The organism is Brucella sp. 22210, assembly GCF_052045675.1.
In the GTDB taxonomy this organism is placed as follows: Bacteria; Pseudomonadota; Alphaproteobacteria; order Rhizobiales; family Rhizobiaceae; genus Brucella.
In genome coordinates this window covers 14,073-37,225 of record NZ_JBQEPD010000006.1, presented here as the reverse complement: position 1 = coordinate 37,225, position 23,153 = coordinate 14,073, and the positions used below count along the sequence as shown (strand labels likewise).

The following is a 23,153-nucleotide window of genomic DNA, read 5'->3' as shown; positions in this document are numbered from 1 at the left end:
GGCGGGAAACAAATGCTGACATTGCGACAAATCGAAGTTATCCGGGCAATCATGGTGACCGGGACGATTGCCGGTGCGGCCAAACTGTTGAATGTCTCTGCTCCGGGGATCAGCAGGTTCATGAAATATTCGGAAGATTCCCTCGGCATCCGGCTCTTTGATCGCCGCGGCGGGCGTTATGTTCCAACATCACAAGCCCGCAATATCTTCGATCTTCTGGATACGGTGCACCGGAAAATCGATGATCTGCAATCGGCTGTCGCGGATTTAAGCAAGGGCAAGGCGCAAGAACTCTGCGTTGCGTCCGTGCCGAGTATAGCCAATGTGATGGTGCCGCGCGCGGTCGCAAAGCTGCGCGAGCGTTACAGCGATGTTCACCTCGACCTCAACATTCTTAAGATTGAAGAAGCCGTTGACTATCTTCTTCTAGGACGTGGCGAGATCGTTGCGATTTCATCGCGCTTCGATCATCCGCTGATCGAATTCGAGCCGCTGGCAAAGGGGCGGTTGCTTTGCATTGTGCCTGAGACAAGCCCGCTGGCATCGCGCGAAAAAATTACGCCTCGGGAAATGTCAGAACATTCGCTGATCGGCATCAACCCGAAAGACCCGTACGGCGCAATTATGGCGGCGATGTTTACCAATGCGGGTCTCGACTATCGCATGAACATCAAAGCCCGCTTCGGGACGACCGTGTGCAGTCTGGTCGCAGCCGGATTGGGTATAGCGATTATCGACGAATTTACGGTCGCGCATGGCGTGGTGCGAGGCCTGAAAAGCATTCCAATTGACGCGGAGAGCGCCTTTCACACTTATATTGCCTATCGCAACGATCTGCCGCTTTCCGTCTATGCGGAACATTTCATCGATGTGTTGCGCAAGGAAATGAACGCTGTCAGCTCATTCAGCCAGTAATGTCGACGTTCAGATAATTAACATCATGTTATGGATTCATATTCATTTGGTAGGCGATATTATCTCTGCCATTCGCTAATCTGTTCCTGGGAGTGCTCGAATGCGGGCGCGCAGGCTAGGATCAGTGAATTCATGGCATATGGCGATAATGCTCAATCTTTGCAGGACAAAGGGCCGTTTCCAAATGGAGCGACGCGCCTTTTTCCTGTGGTTGGAGATCCGATTAAGCAGGTGCGTTCGCCGGAAGTCATGACGGAACTGTTCCGCGAGCGCAGCGAGAATGCGCTTGTTGTTCCGCTGCATGTTGCGCCATCCAATCTGTCAGTTGTTTTCGCCACATTGAGCGTGGTGGACAATATCGGCGGTTTGCTGGTGACGATACCGCACAAACAGCAGGCCTATGAGCTATGTGCCGGAATGACGGACAATGCCACCTTCATTGAGGCGGTCAATGTTGTTCGGCGCACTGGAAATGGGTGGTACGGCGATAATACTGACGGCATCGGCTTTCTCGATGGCATCGAACGGGAAGGGTTCGATGTGCAAGGGAAAAGCGTCCTTCTCGTCGGATGCGGCGGTGCCGGAACAGCCATAGCGCTGGAAATGCTGAAACGAGGAGCAGCGCGGCTTGCCATTCACGATGTCGACGCTGACAAGCGTGATTCTGTAATCGGCAAACTCAGTGCATGTTATCCGGGTAAGGTTGTCGTTGGTAGCGATGACCCTTTCGGGTTCGATCTGATAGCAAATGCTACGCCGATGGGTATGAAATCGAATGATCCATATCCCGTAAACGTAACAAAGTTGCGGTCAGAGCAGTTTGCTGCTTGCGTGATCACCAAACCGCACGTATCGCCATTTATCGAGGAAGCTAGAAAACGGGGCTGTCAGACGATGATTGGTGCTGGAATGTTCGATGCGCAGGCGGAGGTCCTGGCGGATTTTCTGACCGGCCACGACGGGCACCATGCAGGTTGTGCGCCGTTGCCGACACCCGAAAAAGGGTAGGCTTATCTCTATATCTTGATCTCTATGAACTTAAGGGGAGGAACTAAAATGCATTATCGTAAGAAACTTCTGGCGCTTTCGACGGCAGTTTTTGCGACTTTCGGCGCAGCCCACGCAGAAGACGTGGTCAAACTCGGCATGGTTGTCGAGCTGTCTGGTCCGGGCGCACCGTCCGGCACGAACTGGCGTGACGGCATCAAGATCGCCATTGATGAAGTGAATGCGGGCGGTGGCATTCTGGGCAAGAAGGTCGAGCTGGGCGAGTATGATACCCAGACCGATCCGCAGGTCTCGCGCGCGCTCGTGCAAAAGGCCATTGATGATGGCGCATATGCTATTCTGGGCACGATCTATTCGGGCTCGACGATGGTCAACATGCTGGTTGCACAGCAGAACAGCATTCCGCAATTCGTCGGTTCGGAATCGCCGAGCATTGTCGAAAAGGGCAATCCGTTCGTGTTCCGCACGTCAACCGGCGCTCAGAAGGGCGTTCCAGCACTGACGTCTTACTTCACCGACACACTGAAGGCGAAGAAGGTCGGTGTGGCCTGGCTGAACAACGAGTTCGGCAAGGGCGGCCATGACGTTTTCGTTGAGGAAATGAAGAAGGCCGGTATCGAAATTATCGCCGACGTTGCCTCCGAACAGGCGCAGACTGACTATGCGGCCGACGTTGCCAAGCTCAAGCAGGCCAATCCTGAAGCGATTTTCGTCTATATGAACCAGGAAGAATCTGCACGTTTCCTGATCGAAGCCAAGAAGCAGGGTCTGAAGATGCCTCTCGTCGGCGAAGTAACGCTGACGGAAGCCAAGGTGGTTGAACTTGCAGGCGGTGCTGCGGATGGCGCTATCGCGCATGTTGGCATCACAGCTGCGGCGACGGATGTGCCGGGCATCGGCGAATTCGCCAAGAAGTTCGAAGAAGCCTACAAGCGTAAGCCGACGCATGACGCTTTGAAGGGTTATGTCGGCGTCTGGACCGCCAAATATGTCACTGACATGGTGGGCAAGCTCGACGGTGAAGCATTTGCTGAAAAGATGCATGGTCTTTGCCTGAAGGCGGCTGACTATCCGAAAGTGCTTCTCGACACCTGCTGGGATGACCGCGGAGAAATGTCCCGCCCAAGCTTCATGGTTCAGGTGAAGGACGGTGTGCCGACGGTCATTGGTACTGTTCCGGCAAACTGATCAATCCTTTCAGCAGAGGCGGCGGCCTGGCTGCCGCCTCAGACGGGTAAAGTCATGTCCCAGTTTCTACAGGTTTTGTTATCCGGTCTTGCGACCGGCTCCATTTACGCACTTGTTGCGATCGGTTTCACGCTTGTTTGGCAAGCAGCCCAGACCGTGAACTTCGCGCAGGGTGAATTCGTGATGCTGCCGGCCTTCTTTGTTCTGGCGGCAATGACCATCTTTGGTATTTCGTTCTGGCCCGCTCTGCTTATCGGGCTGGCGGTTGCTCTGATCGTGCTTGGGCTTTTGTTCAAGAAGCTGATCGTTGAACCCATTCTGCCCCATGGGGGTATCACGCTGATCATCGCGACGATGGTCTTGGGCATCTTGCTCAAAGAAAGCGTGAAAGAATTCTATTCCGCTGAAGCACAGCCGTTCCCATCGATGTTCCCGAACGATCCAATCGAGTTTTTCGGCGCGGTTCTCTCATTGCGTGACATTCTCAATCTGGCGCTATCGCTCGGTATCGTCGTTCTGCTAACGCTGTTCCTCAATCGCACCCGCACGGGTCGCTGCATGCAGGCAACAGCCCAAAACCCGGCTGTTGCTGAAATTCTTGGCGTCAATGTCAAGCGCATGATCCTCTATACATTCCTGATCAACGCTGCTCTGGCTGCTCTGGCGTCCTATCTGATCAGCCCCGTCTACCTCGCAAAGTTCTCCAATGGTGAAACACTTGGCCTTATCGCCTTCATTGCGGCCATTGTTGGTGGTTTCAACCAGATCCGCGGTGCACTCGTCGGTGGATTGCTGATCGGCGTGCTCGATAATCTGACGGCGGCTTATGTCACCGCGCAGTATCGTGCCGCTTTGCCATTGGTCCTGTTGATCGTGATTATCCTCGTCCGTCCGCAGGGCATCATGGGCACTTCCGAGGGGAGGGCCGTGTAATGACTGCAAGCAAGCGCAATATTTCAATTGCTGTATTGTTGCTTTTGTCGGTGCTCGCACCGATTGGGCAGGGCAACTACATCATCTACGTTTTAACATCCTGGCTGATCTTCTCGATCGCAGCGATGGGTCTTAACCTGACGCTCGGTTATGCAGGCCAGATTTCGCTGGCGCAGGCGTCCTTCATGGCGATTGGCGCCTATACCACGGCGCTTCTGACGCTCGCCGGATGGCATTGGTTTCTGGCAATGCCGGTCGGTCTCGTGCTTTGCTTCATTGTGGGCCTTGTACTTGGATATCCGGCTTTGCGTGTCAAAGGGCATTTCCTTGCCTTCGTGACGCTTGCCTTCAACACTCTGGTCTTTCTGGTGTTGCGTAACGAAGAGTGGCTGACCGGCGGCAATTACGGTCTCGTCGGCATGCCGCGTCCTCATCTCGGACTGTTCGCCACCACCAAGCAGCTGCCATTCTATTACTTCACGCTCGGCATCACTGTTCTCGCCGCGCTGATCATGTGGGGCATTGTGCGTTCTCCCTGGGGCCGCGCCTTCAAGGCTCTGCGTGAAAACCCAATCCGGGCTGAAAGTCTTGGCGTTGATACACGTCGCATCACGCTTCTGGCGTTTGCCATCGGCTCTGTCTATGGCGGGCTTGCCGGATCGCTGATCACGCCGCTGGTTCAGTTTATCGAGCCGGGTTCATTCGGTCTCGTCCATTCGCTGCGCATTCTGCTTATGGTTGTTGTGGGTGGTGCAGGCTTCTTTTTCGGCCCTTTCATCGGTGCTGCGGTTGTCATCCTGCTGCCGGAAGTGCTCCGCTTCACCGAAGGCTACTATCTGTTCATTTATTCCGTGCTTGTGATCGTCATGCTGATCTTCGTGCCATCGGGTCTGATCGGAGTGTGGGGCAAGTTCCGCGAGAAATTCTGGCCGAAGCGTCAGGTGCGCGGTGACATGAGCGAAGGAGCGCGGCTGAAATGAGCAGTCCTGTACTTTCCGTACGCAATATCGAGAAGCGTTTCGGCGGTATTCACGCCGTTCGCGATGTGTCCTTCGACGTCAATCAGGGTGAGATACTCGGGCTGATCGGGCCGAACGGTTCCGGCAAGTCGACGCTGTTCAACTGCATCCTTGGCCAGCTTCAGCCCAATGCTGGCGAGGTGCAGGTCAACGGCAAGAACGTTTCAGGTATGCGTGCATCCGACCTCAACAAGCTTGGTGTCGGACGAACCTTCCAGCAGCTTTCAGTCTTTCCGAAGATGTCTGTTCTTGAAAACATCATCCTCGCTGGACAGGAACACAAAGGCACTATGGCCTCGCGGCTTTTTGGTCCGGGCGATGCCGGGCTGACCGAGGAAGCGGAACAGATGATTTCATTTTTCCGCCTCAACCATCTTCGCGACGAACTGGCGGGGTCGCTTTCCTACGGACAGCAAAAGCTGGTCGATGCGGCCATGGCGTTCATGGCAGGCCCCAGTCTTGTTCTGCTCGATGAACCGGCCGGTGGTGTCAATCTGACAATGCTTGCCAATCTCAAGGATCGGCTCGTCGCCTATAATGCGGAACATGGAACGACTTTTGTGGTCATCGAGCACAATATGGAGTTTGTCATGAGCCTTTGCACACGCATTATCGTGCTGGCGGAAGGCCGCATCATTGCTGAAGGCAAGCCCGAAGAAATCCGGTCAAACCAGATGGTTATCGACGCTTATCTGGGAGGATGACATATGCTTGAACTCAAAGACCTTCACGGTGGCTATGGAAAGATCACCATTTTGAACGGTGTGTCTTTCTCCATTCCGAAGGGCTCGATTACGACTGTGATCGGCCCGAATGGAGCAGGCAAGTCAACCGTATTCAAGGCGATCTTCGGTCTCTTGAACATCCACTCGGGACAAATCCTGCTGGACGGAAAAGACGTCACGCGCAATACGCCGCGTCAGATGATCGCCAACGGCGTGACCTATGTGCCGCAAGGGCGCAACGTCGTGCCGCAGCTTTCCGTCTACCATAACCTTGAGCTTGGGGGTATCACCTCACCTGATCCATCCAAGGTCCGCGCCCGCATCGAGCAGGTCATGGATCAGTTTCCAATGCTGCGGCAGTTCCGGGACCGTAAAGCGATTGAACTGTCAGGCGGCCAGCAAAAGCAGTTGGAGGTCGCCCGTGCTCTTCTGCTTGATCCTAAGCTCATTTTGATCGATGAGCCGTCCATCGGCCTGTCACCCAATCTCGTTCAGGAGGTGTTTCAAACACTCATTCGCTTGCGCGATCAGGGTGTAACCATTCTCATGGTCGAGCAGAATGCGAAAGCCGCACTCGCGATGTCGGATTACGGCCTGGTTCTCGAACTCGGTCAAACGCGCATGCATGATGAAGCCTCAAAGCTTCTTGCTGATCCGCGCGTGGGGCAGCTGTTCCTTGGCGGACATGTCGAGCATGACGACGCAAAAGTTTGACGTCATCGACGCTCCTGCCAATCGTCTGGGGGAGTGTCCAATCTGGTGTGAGCAGACGGGCACCCTATGGTGGGTCGATGTGCTCACACCAGCGCTCATGAGCTATGTCCCGCAAGCGAGGCAAGTTCAACAGCACAAGGTTGAGGCCCGCCGTATTGGGTCTCTGGCCTTGCGGGAAATAGGCGGCCTTATTCTAGCTTGCGACAATGGTCTATTTGCCTTTGATCCCAAGAGCGGCGAACAGACGTTTCTTGTGGACCCTGAACCGGGTGTCTCAGGTCATCGCAAGAACGATGGACGTGCGGATTGGGCGGGCAATTTCTGGATCGGTACCTTGCGCGAGGCGGATTACGCAGCTGTGGGCGCGCTTTACCGGGTACAACCGGATTATGCCGTATCAAGGGAAGCCGCCGATCTCGCAATTCCTAACGGATTAGCCTTCGATCAAGATCGCAAGCGCATGTATTTCGCTGATACACGTGCCTATACGATCTGGATGCGCGATTATGACCCCGCGCAAAACCAGCTTGGGGAGCCGCAGATTTTCGCAACGACGATTGCGCCCGAACGACCGGATGGCAGCTGCGTTGACGAAGAAGGCTTCGTGTGGAGTGCGATTTACGCTGGCGGCAAGCTCATCCGTTTTGACCCGGGCGGCGCGATAGACCGCGTGATTGAACTGCCCGTCAGCCATCCGACCTGTTGCTGCTTTGGTGGCGAAGCCCTCGATACGCTGTTTGTCACCTCGGCGATTGAGCCCCTTGGCCCTAACGAGCGAACGATGGAACCACTTGCTGGCAAGGTGCTGGCGTTCAAACCGGGCGTTCGGGGACGAGCCGAATTTAAAACCCTACTTTGAAACAACGCGCAATCAATCGACGATACTGGCCCGAACTTGCTGAACGCGGGCGCAACAAAAACCGGAAGCAGGAGAGCACGCCATGAAAACTTCGATAGCAACGGTTTCGATCAGTGGTGATCTGCCGCAAAAGCTCGAAGCTATCGCCAAAGCCGGCTTCGACGGTGTGGAGATTTTCGAGAACGACTTTCTCACTTTTGATGAAAGCCCGCGTCAGGTTGGCCGTATGGCGCGTGATCTCGGACTAGAGATCACGCTGTTCCAGCCTTTCCGTGATTTTGAGGGCATGCCTGAACCGTTGCGCAGTCGCACCTTTGACCGCGCTGAGCGCAAATTCGATCTGATGCAGGAGCTAGGCACTGATCTCGTTCTTGTGTGCTCGAATATATCGCCGGTTGCTATGGGCGGCCTTGATCGGGCAGCCGATGACTTCCGCGAGCTTGGCGAGCGGGCAGCGCGCCGCAATTTGCGCGTGGGTTACGAAGCGCTCGCCTGGGGTCGCCACATTAACGATCATCGCGATGCCTGGGAGATTGTGCGCCGCGCAGATCATCCCAATGTCGGTCTGATCCTCGACAGCTTTCATACGCTGGCGCGCAAGATTGACGTGAATTCCATCCGCTCCATTCCAAAGGAAAAACTCTTCATCGTCCAGATGGCAGACGCGCCGCTGATCGATATGGATCTGCTTTACTGGAGCCGTCACTATCGCAATATGCCGGGAGAGGGTGACCTGCCGGTTCTGGATTTCATGCGCGCCGTGGCCGCGACCGGCTATGACGGCTATTTCTCGCTGGAGATTTTCAACGATCAGTTCCGCGGTGGATTGCCCGCGTCCATCGCGGCTGATGGCCGTCGCTCGTTGATTTATCTTGGCGATCAGGTGCGTCGTGTGGAGCCTGAAAACCGGCTGACTGTGACCGATATGCCTGCAAGAGCCAAAGTGGAACGCGTCAGCTTCATCGAGTTTACGGCCCATGCCGATAGCGCCGATAGGCTTGCATCGGTGCTGGGCGCCTTGGGCTTTCAGCTCGCTGGCAAGCACAAAACCAAGGATGTGGCGCTCTATCGTCAAGGTGAGATCAATCTGGTCGTCAATACCGATATACGCGGCTTTGCAAGCTCGGCCTATGCTGTTCACGGCACAACGGCCTATGCCATGGGCCTTGTCGTCGATGATGCTGCAGCCGCGCAAGCAAGAGCAGTTGCATTGGGAGCAGAACCGTTCGAACAGCCGCTCGACCCCGGCGAGATCGGCATGCCAGCGATACGCGGTGTTGGCGGTGGCCTCATCTATTTCCTCGATGAAAAGACCGATCTGGGTCGTATCTTCGATATAGAATTCGAACCGGTCGCAGCGACTGGCAGCTTCCATGGGGTGGGGTTGACCCATATCGACCATGTCGCCCAGACGATGAAGTTCGATGAGCTTTTGACCTGGCTTCTGTTCTACACGTCGCTTACGGAATCCCGGAAATCGCCTATGGTTGATATTGTCGATCCGGGCGGCGTCGTGCGCAGTCAGGTCGTTGAAAATGACAGCGGCTCGCTGCGGATTACGCTTAATGGTGCTGAGAACCGCCGCACATTGGCTGGTCGGTTCATTGCAGAAACCTTCGGTTCAGGTATTCAGCATCTGGCATTTGCTACTGACGATATTTTCGCGACAGCCGCAGCACTGAAAGCCAACGGCTTTCATACGCTAGAGATTTCGCCCAACTACTATGATGATCTCGAAGCGAGGCTCGGCCTTGATCCGGATTTCACGGATAAGCTCAAAGCCGCCAATGTGCTCTATGATCGCGATGAAACCGGCGAATATTTTCAGCTCTATAGTCCAACCGACGATCAGGGCTTCTTCTTCGAAGTTGTGCAGCGGCGCAGCTATAAGGGCTATGGCGCTGTGAATGCCATCTTCCGCATTGCAGCGCTTCGGCGCTATCTGAGGCCCGATGGCATGCCCAGGATGATGCTCTGAGGCAATATCGCGATACGACCACGAGCTACTGCCTGAATATTTCAGTTGCGCGCCGCAAACATTTAAGTGTTTGCGGCGCGTTTCATTATTATGGAAAACTATTTTAAGTCGGCTCGCTGGGCTAATAGAACCTTCCTTGATAAATTCTATATAAATTATAGGTTTTTCACGAATGTGAGAGACCATGACCAAAAATACGTTAGAAATATCAACGGATGTGCTTGTTGTTGGAGGAGGGCCAGCGGGTTGCTGGGCCGCGTGGAATGCTGCTGCAAACGGTGCGAGCGTCGTACTCGTAGAGAAGGGTTATGTTGGCACGAGCGGTGCTACCGCTGCCGGTAACACCACGACGATTTACACACGTCGCGGTAGTGCCGAACGGAGTGCGACGGTCTCACAGAGGGTGCGGTTGGGGCAAGGGTTCGCAGAACAAGAGCGCATCGAGCGCGTGCTTGACCGGACCTATGAGAACCTCGATTTGCTCGCCCAGTGGGGCTACGATTTTCCAACTTACGAAGATGGAACACCCTATCGCGGAATGCTGCGGGGACCCGACTATCTGCGGTTTATGCGGCAGAAGCTCATCAAGGCGCGTGTCCAGATCGTCGACCATTGCCCGATCGAAGAACTGCTTGTGTCGGACGGAGTGATTGCAGGTGCCATTGCGCGATATCGGCGATCTGGTGAAACTCTGCATATCCGTTCAGGTGCAGTTGTGATCGCTACGGGCGGCTGTGCTTTTCGAAGTGGCGCGCTTGGCACCAACAACCTCACTGGCGATGGTTATCTTATGGCTGCGGAAGCGGGTGCCGTTCTTTCCGGCATGGAGTTTTCGGCGCAGTTTGGCATTTCTCCCGCCTATTCAAGTGTGACGAAAGGCGTTGTCTATTTCTGGGGCACTTTCAGTGACGAACAAGGCAATGAACTTTCTGCGGCAGGGGATCGCCAAAGCGTTGTCGCGCAGGAATTGATCAAGGGCCCGGTCTATGCGGTGTTGGACAAAGCGCCGCCCCGCCTTCAAGAGGGCTTTCGCCGGGGGCAGCCGAACATTTTTGTACCCTTCGACCGCATGGGGATTGACCCATTCACGCAACGTTTTCCCATCACCCTTCGTCATGAGGGCACGGTTCGCGGAACAGGTGGCCTCAAGATTGACGGTCGTACAACGACGACAATCCCCGGTCTGTTTGCCGCCGGCGATGCCGCTTCCCGTCAGGGCATGTCTGGGGCTTCGAGCGGCGGTGGCGGACCGAACTCCAGCTGGGCGATGGCGACAGGTTCCTGGGCTGGCGAGGATGCGGCGAAGTTTGTGCAATCGCTTGGTGCAAACTGGCGCGACCGGGCTGTGCGTTCCGCCAATGCGCAATTGAGCGAACGGGCCGATCAGGCAACTGGCGATGTCGATGCGGTTTTGGATGATGTCAAACAACAGGTTCTTCCGCTGGATGGCGGGTTTTTCAGGAATCATGATCGTCTGGTCGCCATGTCTGACAGGTTGACCGCACTTTGGCAGGACGGGTCCTGGCGATCGCAACGCTCAACGAAGGTGCGTGAGGTTGAAGCGCTTATCGCAACCGCTCGCTGGGCAACCCATAGCGCGCTGTTGCGTAAGGAAAGCCGTGGCTTGCAGCGCCGTACGGATTTTCCGGAAGCAAATCCCACCATGGCGAAGCCGATCGACTCCGGTGGTGTCGACAACATCTGGGCTTCGTTCCAGAGCGCAAATCGAGTGAGTGCAGCATCATGATTGAGATCGTTAGTGAAGACCGCTGCATCAAGTGCGATCTTTGTGTTGAGGCCTGTCCGGACGATGTGTTCGAGGCTGTTCCCGATGGCGCTCCCATCATCGTTCGGCAGTCCGACTGCCAGACCTGTTTCTTGTGTGAGCTTTTTTGCCCGACAGACGCGCTCTACGTGTCGCCTCTTTCGGAGGCAATTGAAGGCGCGACAGAGAGCGAACTCATCGCACGAGGTGTGATGGGCAGCTTCCGCCGAGAGATGGGATGGAAAAATGCCAAGCCGCGCGGAACGGCTGGCGACTGGAGTTACCGGATCTTCGAGACCGGCAAAATCATACCCTGACTGGAGAAATATATGAGACGTTTTCTATCAACCATGCTGTTGGCTGTCGGCGTTCTAACAGCTGCGGTGGCGCCATCGCATGCAGAGGATGCGCCTGCGACTATTCGCTTTGGTGATGTGGGCTTTGGGTTCGGAACGCCATTCGGCGTTGGCCTTCAGGCTATTGCTGACGCGAAGGGCTTTATCGCCGACGAATTCAAAGGCACCTCCACCAAGATCGAGTTCACCTATTTCACGGGAACAGGCCCAGCCATCAACGAAGCGCTGTCTAACGGTCAACTGGACTTTGCGTCCTATGGTGCGGTTCCCAATATTATTGGCAAGGCCAATGGTCTCGATACTGTCATTCTGGCGTCCTATGGCGGCACCACGATCTTTGGCGCGTCCAGGCCGGACCTCGACATCAAGACGATTGCCGACTTGAAGGGCAAAAAAGTCGCCATCCAGAAAGCGACCATCATTCACTGGGCGCTGATTACGGCTTTGAAGAATGCTGGCCTCTCCGAAAAAGATATCACCATCGTCGATCTGAAAAATGCGGACCAGCTTGCGGCTATTGCAGCAAAGAGCGTCGATGCCGTATTCGGTGCAGACTTCCTGCTTCCACTTGAGGATAAAGGTCTGGCCAAGATCTTCTACAAATCCTCTGCTGTTGGCGCGACCGGCGACGGTTTCGGCGCATTCCTCGTCACCGACAAGTTCCGTAAAGCCTATCCGGAAGCAACGCAGAAAGTCGTGACGGGCTTTGTCAAAGCCGCGCAATGGCTGTCGGATGACAAAAACCGGGAAGAGGCATTCAGTATCTGGTCGCGGGCAGGGTCGCCAATAGAGGTCATTCGCAAGTCCAATGAAGGCGGCGAGCTTGGTAAGAAATACAATCCGCGTCTCGATGGTTTCTTTGCGGCGCGTTATCGCAGCGGCATCGACTTCGACAAGCAGCAGAAGCTCATTAGGCATGATATCGATCTCGATACATGGGTCGATAGAAGCTATGTGGACAATGCCGTCAAGACATTGAACCTTCAGTCGTTGTGGCCTGATCGTTCCGCGACGGGTGAACTTCTGAACTGATCGGAGAAAGCTGATGGCGACGTTCGAAGCTGGAGCCGACTTTAGCGTCTCCCGGAGAATGAAAGGCGAGCGACTGGCGAAACTGCAGTCTCGCATTGCAAGCTCAGTTCTGGCCTTGACCGGGCCGGTTTGCTTGCTGGTTCTCTGGTGGATTGCGTCGGCCCATAGCTGGATTTCGCCGCAAGTACTTCCGCGTCCGGATTGGGTCTTCAATACGTTTCTGGATCTTCTGAAGGATGGCGACATATTCTCTGCGGCCGTCGTCAGCTTCCAACGCATTGCCGAGGGATTTTTGCTTGGCGCATCCCTTGGCTTTGCGTTCGGTTTCCTGATTGGGAAATCTAAAATCGCAGAGGCCTATCTGGGGCCAAGCTTCAGAGCGCTTGCCGCAGTACCCTCACTTGGGTGGTTGCCAATACTGATCCTGCTATTCGGTATCGAAGAAAGCGTGAAGATCATCATCCTTTCTAAAGCCTGTTTCGTGCCCATGGCTATCAGTACGGCCGAAGGAGCAAGGAACATTCCTAAAGGGTTCAACGAGGTTGCCGACATTCTCGGCCTCCGTGCGCGCACCCGGTTTTTCAAGCTGACAATCCCGGCCATGGCGCCCTATATCGCGAGCGGCGTCCGGCTTTCGCTCAGTCAGGCATTTGTTTCCCTGATCGTTGTGGAAATGCTCGCCGGCACTGACGGGCTAGGTTACATGATGGTCTGGGGCCGCACGCTCTTCCAGCTCGATATCGTTATTGTCGGCATGATCGTTGTGGGCGTTGTCGGCTTTGCCCTCGACCTTCTCCTGAAACGTGCCGAGGCGCTGATGCGGAAGGGTAGCCATGTCTAAGGCTGGGTCCTCTTTGCGGGTTCCTCGTGGCGCAGTGGTGCCGCTTGCGGCGGTCGCCGTTTGGTGGGGTGGCGTATCCGCAGGGCTGATCACTGGCCCCATGGCCATTCATCCCTTGCAGGTGCTGGAAGCGCCGTTCTTTGACCCTTCGGGGCGCGAATTGTGGGCGGGGCTTTTAGCAAGCATTGTTCGCGTGATGATCGGTGGCACTATCGGGTGCATTGCTGGGCTTGCACTCGGCTATGTGGTTGGCAGCTACCGCTGGGCCGGTTTGGCGTTTGCACCGTCTATTCATGCCGTGCGTCAGGTGGCGCTCTTTGCCTGGATACCACTGCTGACGGCATGGTTTGGAAATGGTGAGGGCACCAAACTTGTGTTTACCGCTCTCTCGACATTTTTCCCGCTCTTTCTGGCAACAGAGCAGGGTGTGCGGCAGGTGCCGTCCTCGTTGATAGAAGTTGCCGACACATTGAATTTGCGGCGCTGGACCCGCATTCGCCGGCTTTGCCTGCCGTCGGCGCTTCCGAACATCTATGTTGGTTTGCAGATTGCCGCGCTATCAGCCTGGATCGGAACTGTCGGTGCTGAATATGCTATTGGAAATGGTCGTGGATTGGGCAGCTACATTGCCAGCGCACGCGATCAATTCCGCATGGACATTGTGATTGTCGGCGTCTTCACCCTGGCAACGGGCGGCGTCTTGCTTGCATCCATCATTCGCCGTGTTGCGGCGATTATATCGCCCTGGAGCTCAGAGAATTGACGAACGCCCTTTCAATCGAACATGTCAGCAAGTCCTTTGTTCTGGATGGCGCACCTCGCCCGGTGTTGAGGGATATCAATTTTCAGGTCGGGCACAACGAGATCATATCCATTGTCGGTGCGTCGGGCTGCGGAAAATCCACGTTGCTGCGGCTGATTATCGGACTGGATGGTGACTATCGCGGGTCGATTACGCGTGGCTACACTGACAAAACATCACCGACAAAGATCGGTATGGTCTTTCAGGATCATCGCTTGTATCCATGGCTGACTGTTGAGGGCAATGTCGAGTTGGCTTTCGACAAGTCTGATCTTTCGCCCGCATCCAAGCGCGAAAGAGTACAACATTACCTCGCGCTCGTCGGTCTCAGTGACTATGCGAAGGCCTATCCGAAGCAGCTTTCAGGCGGGATGGCTCAACGCGCGGCGATAGCCAGAGCGCTGGCGCAAGAACCCGATATTCTGCTTATGGATGAACCCTTCGGTGCCTTGGATTCCATCCTGCGGATGCGCCTTCAAGATGAACTTTTGTCTATCTGGGAGAAGAACAAGGTCTCCATCATTATCGTCACGCATGATGTGGAAGAAGCGCTTTATCTCGCTGACCGGGTTTTGATCATGGAGCCAAATCCCGGTCGGGTGCGTGATGTGTTCGATGTCGGACTACCGCGTCCGCGCGACCGCAGCGCGTCCATATTGGCTGATCTGAAAAAGCGCTGCCTCGCAATGCTGGTTTGAACCGCTGCAGACCTTCTAAATCATGATTTCCCAAGCTGTCTGAGCGCCGCTCTGCACAGTTCCGAATATGAACGGAATCGCTTGACTCGCTCAAAACGATCACTAATGTTCACATTGGGAGCAGGACATGAGCGAAGCAAGAACACGTTTTCCGCAGGAACGTCACCGGCAGATGATGGACGTCATCGCCGACGCGAAGCGTATTGGCACCTCGGATCTGGCTGGCATCATGGGTGTTTCGCTTCCGACATTGCGTCGTGATCTCATCACGCTGGAACAAGCCGGGTTGATCCTGAGAATTCACGGCGGGGTCGTTGCCCGCGGTGCGGGCGAGGGCGTTGCCGAGCCGATGTTTCTCGAAAAGCTGCGCATAAGCCAGAGCGCCAAGGCGCGGATTGGCGAAGCTGCTGCTGCTTATGTTGCCAATAATTCCACCGTTATTCTTGATTCCGGCACGACAGCGCTTTCTGTCGCGCGCGCGCTTGCGGGCAGGGCGATCACGCTTGTAACGATGGACCTGAAGATTGCCGAAGCGGCGGCTGTTGGCGCAACGGAAGTGCATATCATCGGCGGGCGGGTCAGAAATGACTATTATTCGCTCATCGGGGCCTGGGCCACGGAAACGTTGCGCCATATCCGCGCCGATTGTTTCTTTCTGTCCGCCGACTGTGTCGATCTTGACGGTGTTTCCACGTCTACCGTCGAGGAAGCAGAAGTGAAGCGCGCAGCAATCGCCATTGCACAAAAAACGATACTTGTCGCCGATCAGCGTAAACTTGGATGCCGCAGTTTTGCGCCGGTTTGTGGGCTGCAGGATTTGAGCGGCTTTATCACCGATATTGGTTTTGAAGGCTCTTTGCAGCCTTATCGCGACCAACTGCCTTTTCTGGAAACCGTTTAACGGGCGCCTCGGGGAGGAACTGAAATGCTAATCGCCAAACACGTTTTCGCCCGCTAGGCGGGCCAAGGCAACCAGCGCAGGGGAGAGCGCCAATGGATGCAAGACAGGACACGACGGGCAATTATCTGAAGGGGCTGGCCGTTCTGGCTATTGCCATCTTTGGAGTGTTGAGCCTGCTCGCGCCGGGCTTTCTAACGGCTGCAAACCTCAATTCAATGGGATTTCAGTTTCCTGAATTCGGGCTGCTTTCGTTGGCCGTTCTGCCGACGATGGTGTCTGGTGGCATAGATCTTTCTGTCGTGGCCACAGCCAATCTCGCCGCTATCGTCGCAGCGGTGATGATGAGGGCCGGACCCGAACTCGCCATCCTCGCCATTCCGGTTGCGCTTTTGATCGGTGTTGCATGCGGGCTGCTCAACGGCTTTCTGATTGCCTATCTGCGCCTGCCGCCAATTCTGGCCACGCTTGGCACGATGCAGCTGTTCTCCGGGATTGGTATCGTAATTACCGGCGGCCCTGCAATTACGGGCCTGCCACAGTGGTACACAGCCTTTGGCAACTGGTCGGTCGGCGGCATGGTGCCACTGCCACTCGTTCTGTTTGTGGCCACAGCGCTTCTGTTGGGCTTTCTGCTTAAGAGAACACCGGTTGGTATCCACCTGCGGCTGTTCGGAGCCAATCCCGTCGCATCCCATTTTGCGGGCACGCGCGAAAAAGGTCTGTTGCTTCGTATCTACGCTATTGCCGGTTTCATCGCATCGATTGCGGGGCTTGTTGTTCTGGCGCGTGTCAATTCCGCCAATGCCGATTATGGTAGCTCCTATCTGCTTCTTGTCATTCTCATCAATATTCTGGCAGGCGTTTCGCCAGCCGGCGGCTTTGGCACCGTGACCGGTGTGACGCTCGCCGTCATCTGTCTCCAGCTCATATCGAGCGGACTGAACTTTCTGTCGTTCAGTGCGTTTTCACGCGATCTGTTCTTTGGTGGCCTGCTTGTGGTCGTCATGTCGGCACGCGTTCTGGCAGGCCGACTTGGCCTTGCGTCCGTTTTCCAAAGAAAGGCCCGAACGGCATGAAAAATCGATTACGTTCAACGCTCGAAGCATTGATGTTGACGCCTGGTCTGTCGGGCCATGAGGATCGCGTGCGGCGTCTCATCGCCCGCGATCTGGCTGATCTGCCGCTCGAATTTGCAACCGACCGTCTGGGCAATCTGATTGCAACGATGAAGGGGGATGAAAATGCGCCCTCCGTCATGCTGTTTGCGCATACGGATCAGCTGGGCTTCATCGTGCGCAAGGTTGAGGACAATGGCCTGATCCGTATCGAGCGGTTGGGCGGTATTCCGGAAAAGGCGTTGCCTGCGCAAGCGGTGCTATTTTGTGTCGGCGAAGGGCGCGATATTCACGGCGTCATTGCAAATAAGAGCCATCATGCCACGCCTGCCGAAGAAAAATACAAGGTTACGCCCTATGCCGAACTTTTCATTGATGTCGGCGCGGAAAGCGCTGCGGATGTAAAGGCGCTCGGCATTGAGATCGGTACGCCGGTGGTCTATGCACCGCGCGTCGTCCATCTCAACGAAAATCGCGTTATCGGAACGTCGGTTGATGACCGGGCAGGTTGTGCCGTCGTGATGGAAGTTGCCCGTCAGCTCGCGAAAGGTGGTCCACGACCAACCGTTCATTTTGTTTTCGCGGTTCTGGAAGAGTTCAACCTGCGTGGTGCCATGGTCGCAGCGCAGGCTATCAAACCCGATATCGCCATTCAGCTCGATATCGGGCTCAATGCTGATACGCCGGATATGGCTCATCGCGGTGAAATTCAGTTGGGCGGCGGTCCGGCCATCAGCCTTTACTCTTTCCATGGCCGCGGCACGCTCAATGGAACGATCCCCCATCCGGCACTGCCGAAACTATTCTCCGACACCGCTGCCAGCGAAGCTATTCCGTTGCAACGTACAGCTCATACAGGCGCATTGACGGATTCGTCTTATGTGCAGCTCGTCAATGAGGGCGTTGCCTGTATCGATGTGTGTTTCCCGTGCCGTTATACCCATACGGCGCTTGAAATGTGCGATCTGCGTGATCTTGAAAGTCTCACTGTGCTTCTGGTCGCGGCTATTGGCAGGATCAACAAGGACTTCAGCCTCGACAGGGATCTTTACACCTGATGCGGTATTATCTGGGCATCGACATCGGCACATTTGAATCGAAGGGCGTTCTTTCCGATGAGGAAGGAAGGATCGTCGCTTCTGCCGCACGTCCGCATCGCATGCTGGTTCCACAACCGGGTTGGGCGGAACATGATGCTGAACAAAACTGGTGGGGTGAATTTTGTTCGATTAGTCGTGAATTGATCGAACAAAGTTCAGTGGCGGCCAGCGATATTCGCGCAGTCGCGGCCAGCGGCATTGGCCCCTGTATGCTGCCAGTTGATGAAAACGGCGCTCCGCTCATGAATGCCGTTCTTTATGGCGTCGACACGCGCGCGGCTGCTGAGATAGAGGAACTGACCGCTGAAATCGGGCTTGAACGCCTGATGCGGGAAGGCGGCAATGCGTTGACCTCGCAATCGGTTGGCCCAAAAATCCTTTGGTTGAAGAAGAACCATCCTGATATTTTTGACCGCACACACAAGTTCCTCAATTCCTCCTCCTTCCTCGTTCACAGGCTGACGGGGAACTATACGATTGATCACTATTCCGCGGCCGGATTCTCGCCGCTTTATGACGTTGCACGGCAGGACTGGACTGACGATTTTGCCGAACGCATCGTTTCACGTGAGCAACTGCCCGATCTCCTCTGGACAACCGACATTGCGGGAACGGTGACGCCGCAGGCCGCAGCCGCGACCGGGCTCGCTGTTGGAACGCCTGTGATCGCGGGCACCATTGATGCCGCCGCTGAGGCTGTAAGCGTTGGCGTGCAGAAGTCTGGCGAAATGATGGTCATGTATGGCTCGACCATGTTCATTATTCTGGTCACGGATCAACGCATCGCTGATACGCGGCTGTGGTATGCGCCTTGGCTTTTCCGTGGAGAACATGCCTGTATGTCCGGCACGTCGACCAGCGGAACGCTGACGCGGTGGTTTCAGGAGCAGTTCGCTCGCGAGTTGCCCGCCGCCAGCGCCTTGCAAGCCCTGGCGGAAGAAGCCGCATCGTCACCGCCCGGCGCAAAAGGGCTTTTTGTCCTTCCCTATTTTTCCGGTGAGAGAACACCAGTTCATGATCCGTCAGCACGCGGCATGATTTTCGGTCTCGATCTAACCCATAAGCGCGCTGACATTTATCGCGCGCTTCTTGAAGGCGTCGCTTATGGCGTCAACGACATCTTCGACACCTATCACGCAGCAAATGCTCCGCTGGAGCGCATCGCTGCTGTGGGCGGCGGCACAAGAAATGCAGTCTGGTCACAGGCCATTTCCGATGTCAGCGAAAAGCTTCAGCTTGTGAGAAGCAAGACTATCGGTGCGGCCTACGGAAACTGTTTTCTGGGGGCGCTTGCGGTGGGTGATGTGGCGAAAGCCGATATTGAGCAATGGAACCCGGTTGAAAGGCGCATTGAACCTGATGCGGGAACAAAGCACGTCTACCAGCAGGGTTTTGAAACATTCAAGAAGCTCTACGAGCGGACTGCCGATCTGATGCGGATCGCATCGGCTTGAAGAGAGGCCGGACGCAGTCACGCGTCCGGAAAGGAATTGGTGAAAGCCGCAGAAGCTTCGCCAGAATACAGCCTGACTGATTGCCGGGGAGGCAAGCAGGGGTGAACCAACGGAGGGAATAACAATGAATATCAGCTTGAGGAAAATGGCAGCCGGTCTTGCCGTCAGCGCAGCTATTGTTGCTGGTGGTGCATTCTATGCGAACGCGCAGGACGCAAAACACACCATCGTCACTGTCGTCAAACTTTCCGGCATTGCCTGGTTCAATCGCATGGAAACCGGCGTGAAGGAATATGCCAAGGAAAGTGGAAATAACGCCACCCAGATTGGACCCGCTTCGGCTGACGCTGCCCTACAGGTTCAGCTGATCGAAGACCTGATTGCCAAAAAGGTGGACGCGATCACCGTGGTGCCGAATTCCCCGGAAGCTCTGGAGCCCGTGCTCGGCAAGGCGTTGCAGGCCGGGATCAAGGTAATCGGCCACGAAGCATCAAGCATGAAGAATGTCACCTATGACGTCGAAGCTTTCGACAATGGTGCCTATGGCGAACATCTAATGAAGGCACTGGCCGAAGCTATGGGCGAAGAGGGCGAATATGCGGTGTTCGTTGGCCATCTGACGGCAAAAACCCACAATGAATGGGTTGATGCAGCCATTGCCTATCAGAAAGAGCATTATCCGAAGATGAAGCTCGCGACTGATAAGATCGAGAGCAACGAGCAGCAGCAGACGGCCTATGCCAAAACCAAGGAACTGTTGAGAACCTATCCGAATCTCAAGGGCATTCAGGGCTCCGCAGGTGAAGATGTCGCCGGTGCGGCGCTTGCAGTCGAGGAAGCTGGTCTTGAGGGCAAGGTCAAGATTGTCGGCACCAGCCTTGTTTCGGTTTCAGGCCCATATCTCGAAAGCGGCACGATTAACATGATCTCGTTCTGGGACCCGGCCAAGGCTGGTATCGCCATGAACAAGCTCGCCGCTATGGCCATTGATGGCAAGGCCGTAACCGATGGCATGGACCTTGGTGTCGAAGGCTACAACAAGGTTCAGCTCAAGGATAAGGTTGTCTATGGCCAGGCTTGGGTCGATGTGACCAAGGAAAATATGGGCAATTACGACTTCTGATCCATGGACAATGGGCCGCCGGGACAACCGGCGGCCTCTATGGGAGAGCTGCATGAGTGATACGCAGAATTCCGGCGCTTTTGTTCTGGAAATGCAGGCTGTTGCCAAGTCTTACGGTCCCGTACGGGTGTTGGAAGATGTGGGTTTAAGCCTGCGACCGGGTGAGGTGCGCTGTCTTGCCGGTGAAAACGGGTCCGGTAAATCGACTTTGATCAAGATATTATCCGGTGTCGTTTGTGCCGACGCCGGGACGGTCACGATTGGCGGCAAGTTCATCGAAAATGACGCGAAAGCCGCGATAGCAGCGGGGCTTTCAGTCATCTATCAGGACTTTGCGCTTTTCCCCAATCTGACTGTTTGGGAGAATGTCAGCTTTCTGGCGGCAGTGACCGAGAACAAGCGTTTCTTCAATCGCATGTCGGGACGTAAACGGGCGATTGAAACGCTTGCACGAATGAAGGTCGATATTGATCCCGATATTCTGGTGGAAAGACTGCCTGTTGCTTCCAAGCAGCTGGTTGCCATTGCGCGTGCGCTTGCCAATGATGCGCGCATTATCGTTATGGATGAACCCACCACGGCCTTGACCCGCAGCGAGGTCGCCAAGCTTCTTGATATCGTCTTTGCGCTGAAGGCGGAAGGCGTTGCCTTTCTGTTTGTCAGTCACAAGATCGAGGAAGTTTTTGCTGTTTGCGACAGCGTCACGGTTCTGCGTGATGGTCATGTCGTGGTGGCAGGACCGATTGACGAATTCGATCCAGCGCGTCTGGTAGAGGCCATGTCCGGTCGACCAATTGACAGCCAGCGTCTGGCGCGTGAGGTGGTCACGCCTTCGGAAGCCATATTCAAAGTGCGCGATCTTGGGCGACGCGGCCAGTTCGCCTCCATCAATCTCGATTTGCGCGCGGGCGAAATCATATCCGTCGTGGGCCTTCTGGGGTCAGGGCGAACGGAACTTGCGCTGGCTTTGTTTGGATGCCTTGCGCCGGACGAGGGCCGCATCGAAGACGTGAATGGACCCCTGCATCTCATGGCTCCTGCAGACGCGATGGAACACGGCATTGCCTATGTGCCGGAAGATCGTCTGACAGAGGGCCTTTTTCTCAATCAGCCGATCCGTGAAAACATCATCGTTTCAAGTCTTGATGCGGATACTAAAGGTGGCATTGTCAGCGCGTCGAGCCTCACCGAGCGCGCGCGCGAAGCCGTTAAGCGGTTGCGTATCAAGACACCCAGCGTCTTCCCACCTGTGGTGACGCTGTCAGGCGGCAATCAACAGCGTGTCGTTCTGGCGCGATGGATGGAGAGAAAACCGAAGCTGCTTATCCTCAATGGTCCAACAGTCGGCGTCGATGTTGGTTCCAAACGGGAAATCCACGAACTATTGCTCGCATTGAGCCGTTCGGGAACAGCGGTTCTGGTGGTGACTGACGACATTGGCGAAGCCATTGCACTGTCCGACACGATCAAGGTGATGGTGAAGGGGCGAATTGTTGCCAGTTTCGATGCCGGTGATATCGATGAAGAAACGCTCTATCAGGAAGTCATTCGGGAGGACCGGCCATGAACAATTCGTTGATCCGGGTGCTCTCGACACCACAGGGTGTCGTCTTTTTGACAGCAGTTGTTTTTGCGATTGTGCTGAGCATTCTCAATCCTGCGTTCTTCTCACCGGCAACGCTGATAGACCTGGCACGTAACTCACTGGTGACCGGAATATTTGCGCTCGGCGTTATGATGGTGCTGGCATCCGGCGGCATTGACGTGTCTTGCACGGCAATCGGCGCCTTTGCGATGTATGCAACGGTAAAAATCGTCATGGGTATTGATATCCATGTTCCTATTATCGCCTATTTCGGACTGGCAGCCCTCATCGGGGCCAGTCTTGGTCTTATCAATGGAATACTGGTCGGTGGACTTGGTCTACCAACACTTATCGTGACCCTTGGTACAATGAGCCTTTTTCGGGGAGCGTTGCTGACCTTCGTCGGGACGGTCTACATCACGTCAGTGCCGCGTGAAGTTATCAATTTCGCGCGCAGCATTCTGGTGCGGATGGAGAACGCATTGGGTCAGATGGTCTCGCTTCCAATGTCATTCTTTGTTCTGGTAGGGGTCGCTGTATTCGTCGCCTTCATCATGAACTTCACGCTGTTCGGGCGCAAAATCTACGCCATCGGCGGTTCTGAAGAAGCTGCCGCTCGCATTGGCATTCGCGTGGGGCGCGTCAAGCTATTGATCTATGTTCTGGCGGGCGCAATTGCTGGTCTGGCTGGCATGACCCATATGACCCTGTCGCGCATGGCTAATCCGTTCGATCTGGTCGGCATGGAGCTGAATGTCATCGCAGCCGTTGTTCTCGGCGGAGCCCGAATAACAGGTGGTCACGGTACAGTGCTCGGGACGCTGCTTGGCGTATTTGTCATCACAATGATCAATACGACGCTGTTGATGGCGGGTGTGCCATCCTATTGGCAAAAGGTCGTTATTGGTTGTCTGATTGTGGTGGGTACGGGCTTGCCGATATTGATCGAGCGATTGAGCCGGCATCGGGCGCGTCTGGCGCAGCCTTTGGGAGCGTGATAGGCGTCTATCGCGCGCGGCGAACAGTCACCGCGCGCGATTGT

The 23,153-nt window shown here is 55.4% G+C and carries 22 protein-coding genes; all 22 read left to right on the top strand.

Annotated features, from left to right (window positions below; translation table 11 throughout):
- Window positions 1-12: 12 nt before the first annotated feature.
- Window positions 13-915 (top strand): LysR family transcriptional regulator, encoded by a 903-nt coding sequence (locus ACTJKP_RS10040; protein WP_440630528.1) that lies wholly within the window; start codon window positions 13-15, stop codon window positions 913-915.
- Window positions 916-1,047: 132 nt separating this feature from the next.
- Window positions 1,048-1,923, top strand: coding sequence for a shikimate dehydrogenase family protein (locus tag ACTJKP_RS10035; RefSeq protein WP_440630527.1), 876 nt, complete (start codon window positions 1,048-1,050; stop codon window positions 1,921-1,923).
- Between the two features lie 48 nt (window positions 1,924-1,971).
- Window positions 1,972-3,111, top strand: coding sequence for an ABC transporter substrate-binding protein (locus tag ACTJKP_RS10030; RefSeq protein ID WP_440630526.1), 1,140 nt, complete (start codon window positions 1,972-1,974; stop codon window positions 3,109-3,111).
- A 54-nt stretch (window positions 3,112-3,165) separates the two neighbouring features.
- Window positions 3,166-4,044 carry a branched-chain amino acid ABC transporter permease gene (locus tag ACTJKP_RS10025; protein ID WP_440630525.1) on the top strand — a complete coding sequence of 293 codons (879 nt, stop codon included), beginning with the start codon at window positions 3,166-3,168 and terminating at the stop codon, window positions 4,042-4,044.
- A complete protein-coding gene (locus ACTJKP_RS10020; RefSeq protein WP_440630524.1) occupies window positions 4,044-5,024 on the top strand; it encodes a branched-chain amino acid ABC transporter permease in 981 nt (326 codons plus the stop codon). Before ACTJKP_RS10025 ends, ACTJKP_RS10020 begins: the two co-directional genes overlap by 1 nt.
- Window positions 5,021-5,767: an ABC transporter ATP-binding protein gene (locus tag ACTJKP_RS10015; protein WP_113534267.1), complete on the top strand. Its 747-nt coding sequence runs from the start codon at window positions 5,021-5,023 to the stop codon at window positions 5,765-5,767. The genes ACTJKP_RS10020 and ACTJKP_RS10015 overlap by 4 nt, the downstream gene beginning before the upstream one ends.
- A gap of 3 nt (window positions 5,768-5,770) precedes the next feature.
- The gene (locus tag ACTJKP_RS10010) at window positions 5,771-6,502 is read left to right on the top strand and encodes an ABC transporter ATP-binding protein (protein WP_078337118.1); all 732 of its coding nucleotides are present in this window, start codon (window positions 5,771-5,773) and stop codon (window positions 6,500-6,502) included.
- Window positions 6,483-7,361, top strand: a complete 879-nt coding sequence (locus ACTJKP_RS10005; RefSeq protein ID WP_440630523.1) for an SMP-30/gluconolactonase/LRE family protein — start codon at window positions 6,483-6,485, stop codon at window positions 7,359-7,361. Before ACTJKP_RS10010 ends, ACTJKP_RS10005 begins: the two co-directional genes overlap by 20 nt.
- A gap of 82 nt (window positions 7,362-7,443) precedes the next feature.
- Window positions 7,444-9,339: a bifunctional sugar phosphate isomerase/epimerase/4-hydroxyphenylpyruvate dioxygenase family protein gene (locus tag ACTJKP_RS10000; RefSeq protein WP_440630522.1), complete on the top strand. Its 1,896-nt coding sequence runs from the start codon at window positions 7,444-7,446 to the stop codon at window positions 9,337-9,339.
- Window positions 9,340-9,523: 184 nt separating this feature from the next.
- On the top strand, window positions 9,524-11,086 hold the full coding sequence (locus ACTJKP_RS09995; RefSeq protein WP_440630521.1) for an FAD-dependent oxidoreductase: 1,563 nt from the start codon (window positions 9,524-9,526) through the stop codon (window positions 11,084-11,086).
- The gene (locus ACTJKP_RS09990) at window positions 11,083-11,421 is read left to right on the top strand and encodes a 4Fe-4S dicluster domain-containing protein (RefSeq protein WP_078337114.1); all 339 of its coding nucleotides are present in this window, start codon (window positions 11,083-11,085) and stop codon (window positions 11,419-11,421) included. The genes ACTJKP_RS09995 and ACTJKP_RS09990 overlap by 4 nt, the downstream gene beginning before the upstream one ends.
- A 12-nt stretch (window positions 11,422-11,433) precedes the next feature.
- Window positions 11,434-12,492, top strand: coding sequence for an ABC transporter substrate-binding protein (locus ACTJKP_RS09985; RefSeq protein WP_440630520.1), 1,059 nt, complete (start codon window positions 11,434-11,436; stop codon window positions 12,490-12,492).
- Between the two features lie 13 nt (window positions 12,493-12,505).
- A complete protein-coding gene (locus tag ACTJKP_RS09980) occupies window positions 12,506-13,333 on the top strand; it encodes an ABC transporter permease (protein ID WP_440630519.1) in 828 nt (275 codons plus the stop codon).
- Complete coding sequence (locus tag ACTJKP_RS09975; RefSeq protein ID WP_440630518.1) at window positions 13,326-14,096, top strand: ABC transporter permease; 771 nt, start codon at window positions 13,326-13,328, stop codon at window positions 14,094-14,096. The genes ACTJKP_RS09980 and ACTJKP_RS09975 overlap by 8 nt, the downstream gene beginning before the upstream one ends.
- Window positions 14,093-14,833: an ABC transporter ATP-binding protein gene (locus ACTJKP_RS09970; RefSeq protein WP_440630517.1), complete on the top strand. Its 741-nt coding sequence runs from the start codon at window positions 14,093-14,095 to the stop codon at window positions 14,831-14,833. Before ACTJKP_RS09975 ends, ACTJKP_RS09970 begins: the two co-directional genes overlap by 4 nt.
- Window positions 14,834-14,960: 127 nt before the next feature.
- Complete coding sequence (locus ACTJKP_RS09965; protein WP_078337109.1) at window positions 14,961-15,734, top strand: DeoR/GlpR family DNA-binding transcription regulator; 774 nt, start codon at window positions 14,961-14,963, stop codon at window positions 15,732-15,734.
- 92 nt (window positions 15,735-15,826) lie between these two features.
- Entirely contained in the window at window positions 15,827-16,810 is a 984-nt protein-coding gene (locus ACTJKP_RS09960; protein WP_440630516.1) for an ABC transporter permease, read from the top strand.
- On the top strand, window positions 16,807-17,907 hold the full coding sequence (locus tag ACTJKP_RS09955) for a M42 family metallopeptidase (RefSeq protein ID WP_440630515.1): 1,101 nt from the start codon (window positions 16,807-16,809) through the stop codon (window positions 17,905-17,907). The genes ACTJKP_RS09960 and ACTJKP_RS09955 overlap by 4 nt, the downstream gene beginning before the upstream one ends.
- On the top strand, window positions 17,907-19,403 hold the full coding sequence (locus ACTJKP_RS09950; RefSeq protein WP_440630514.1) for an FGGY-family carbohydrate kinase: 1,497 nt from the start codon (window positions 17,907-17,909) through the stop codon (window positions 19,401-19,403). Before ACTJKP_RS09955 ends, ACTJKP_RS09950 begins: the two co-directional genes overlap by 1 nt.
- Before the next feature lie 124 nt (window positions 19,404-19,527).
- A complete protein-coding gene (locus ACTJKP_RS09945) occupies window positions 19,528-20,526 on the top strand; it encodes an autoinducer 2 ABC transporter substrate-binding protein (protein WP_209445980.1) in 999 nt (332 codons plus the stop codon).
- Window positions 20,527-20,578: 52 nt separating this feature from the next.
- The gene (locus ACTJKP_RS09940; protein ID WP_440630513.1) at window positions 20,579-22,093 is read left to right on the top strand and encodes a sugar ABC transporter ATP-binding protein; all 1,515 of its coding nucleotides are present in this window, start codon (window positions 20,579-20,581) and stop codon (window positions 22,091-22,093) included.
- Window positions 22,090-23,109: an ABC transporter permease gene (locus ACTJKP_RS09935; RefSeq protein WP_440630512.1), complete on the top strand. Its 1,020-nt coding sequence runs from the start codon at window positions 22,090-22,092 to the stop codon at window positions 23,107-23,109. Before ACTJKP_RS09940 ends, ACTJKP_RS09935 begins: the two co-directional genes overlap by 4 nt.
- Window positions 23,110-23,153 lie beyond the last annotated feature (44 nt).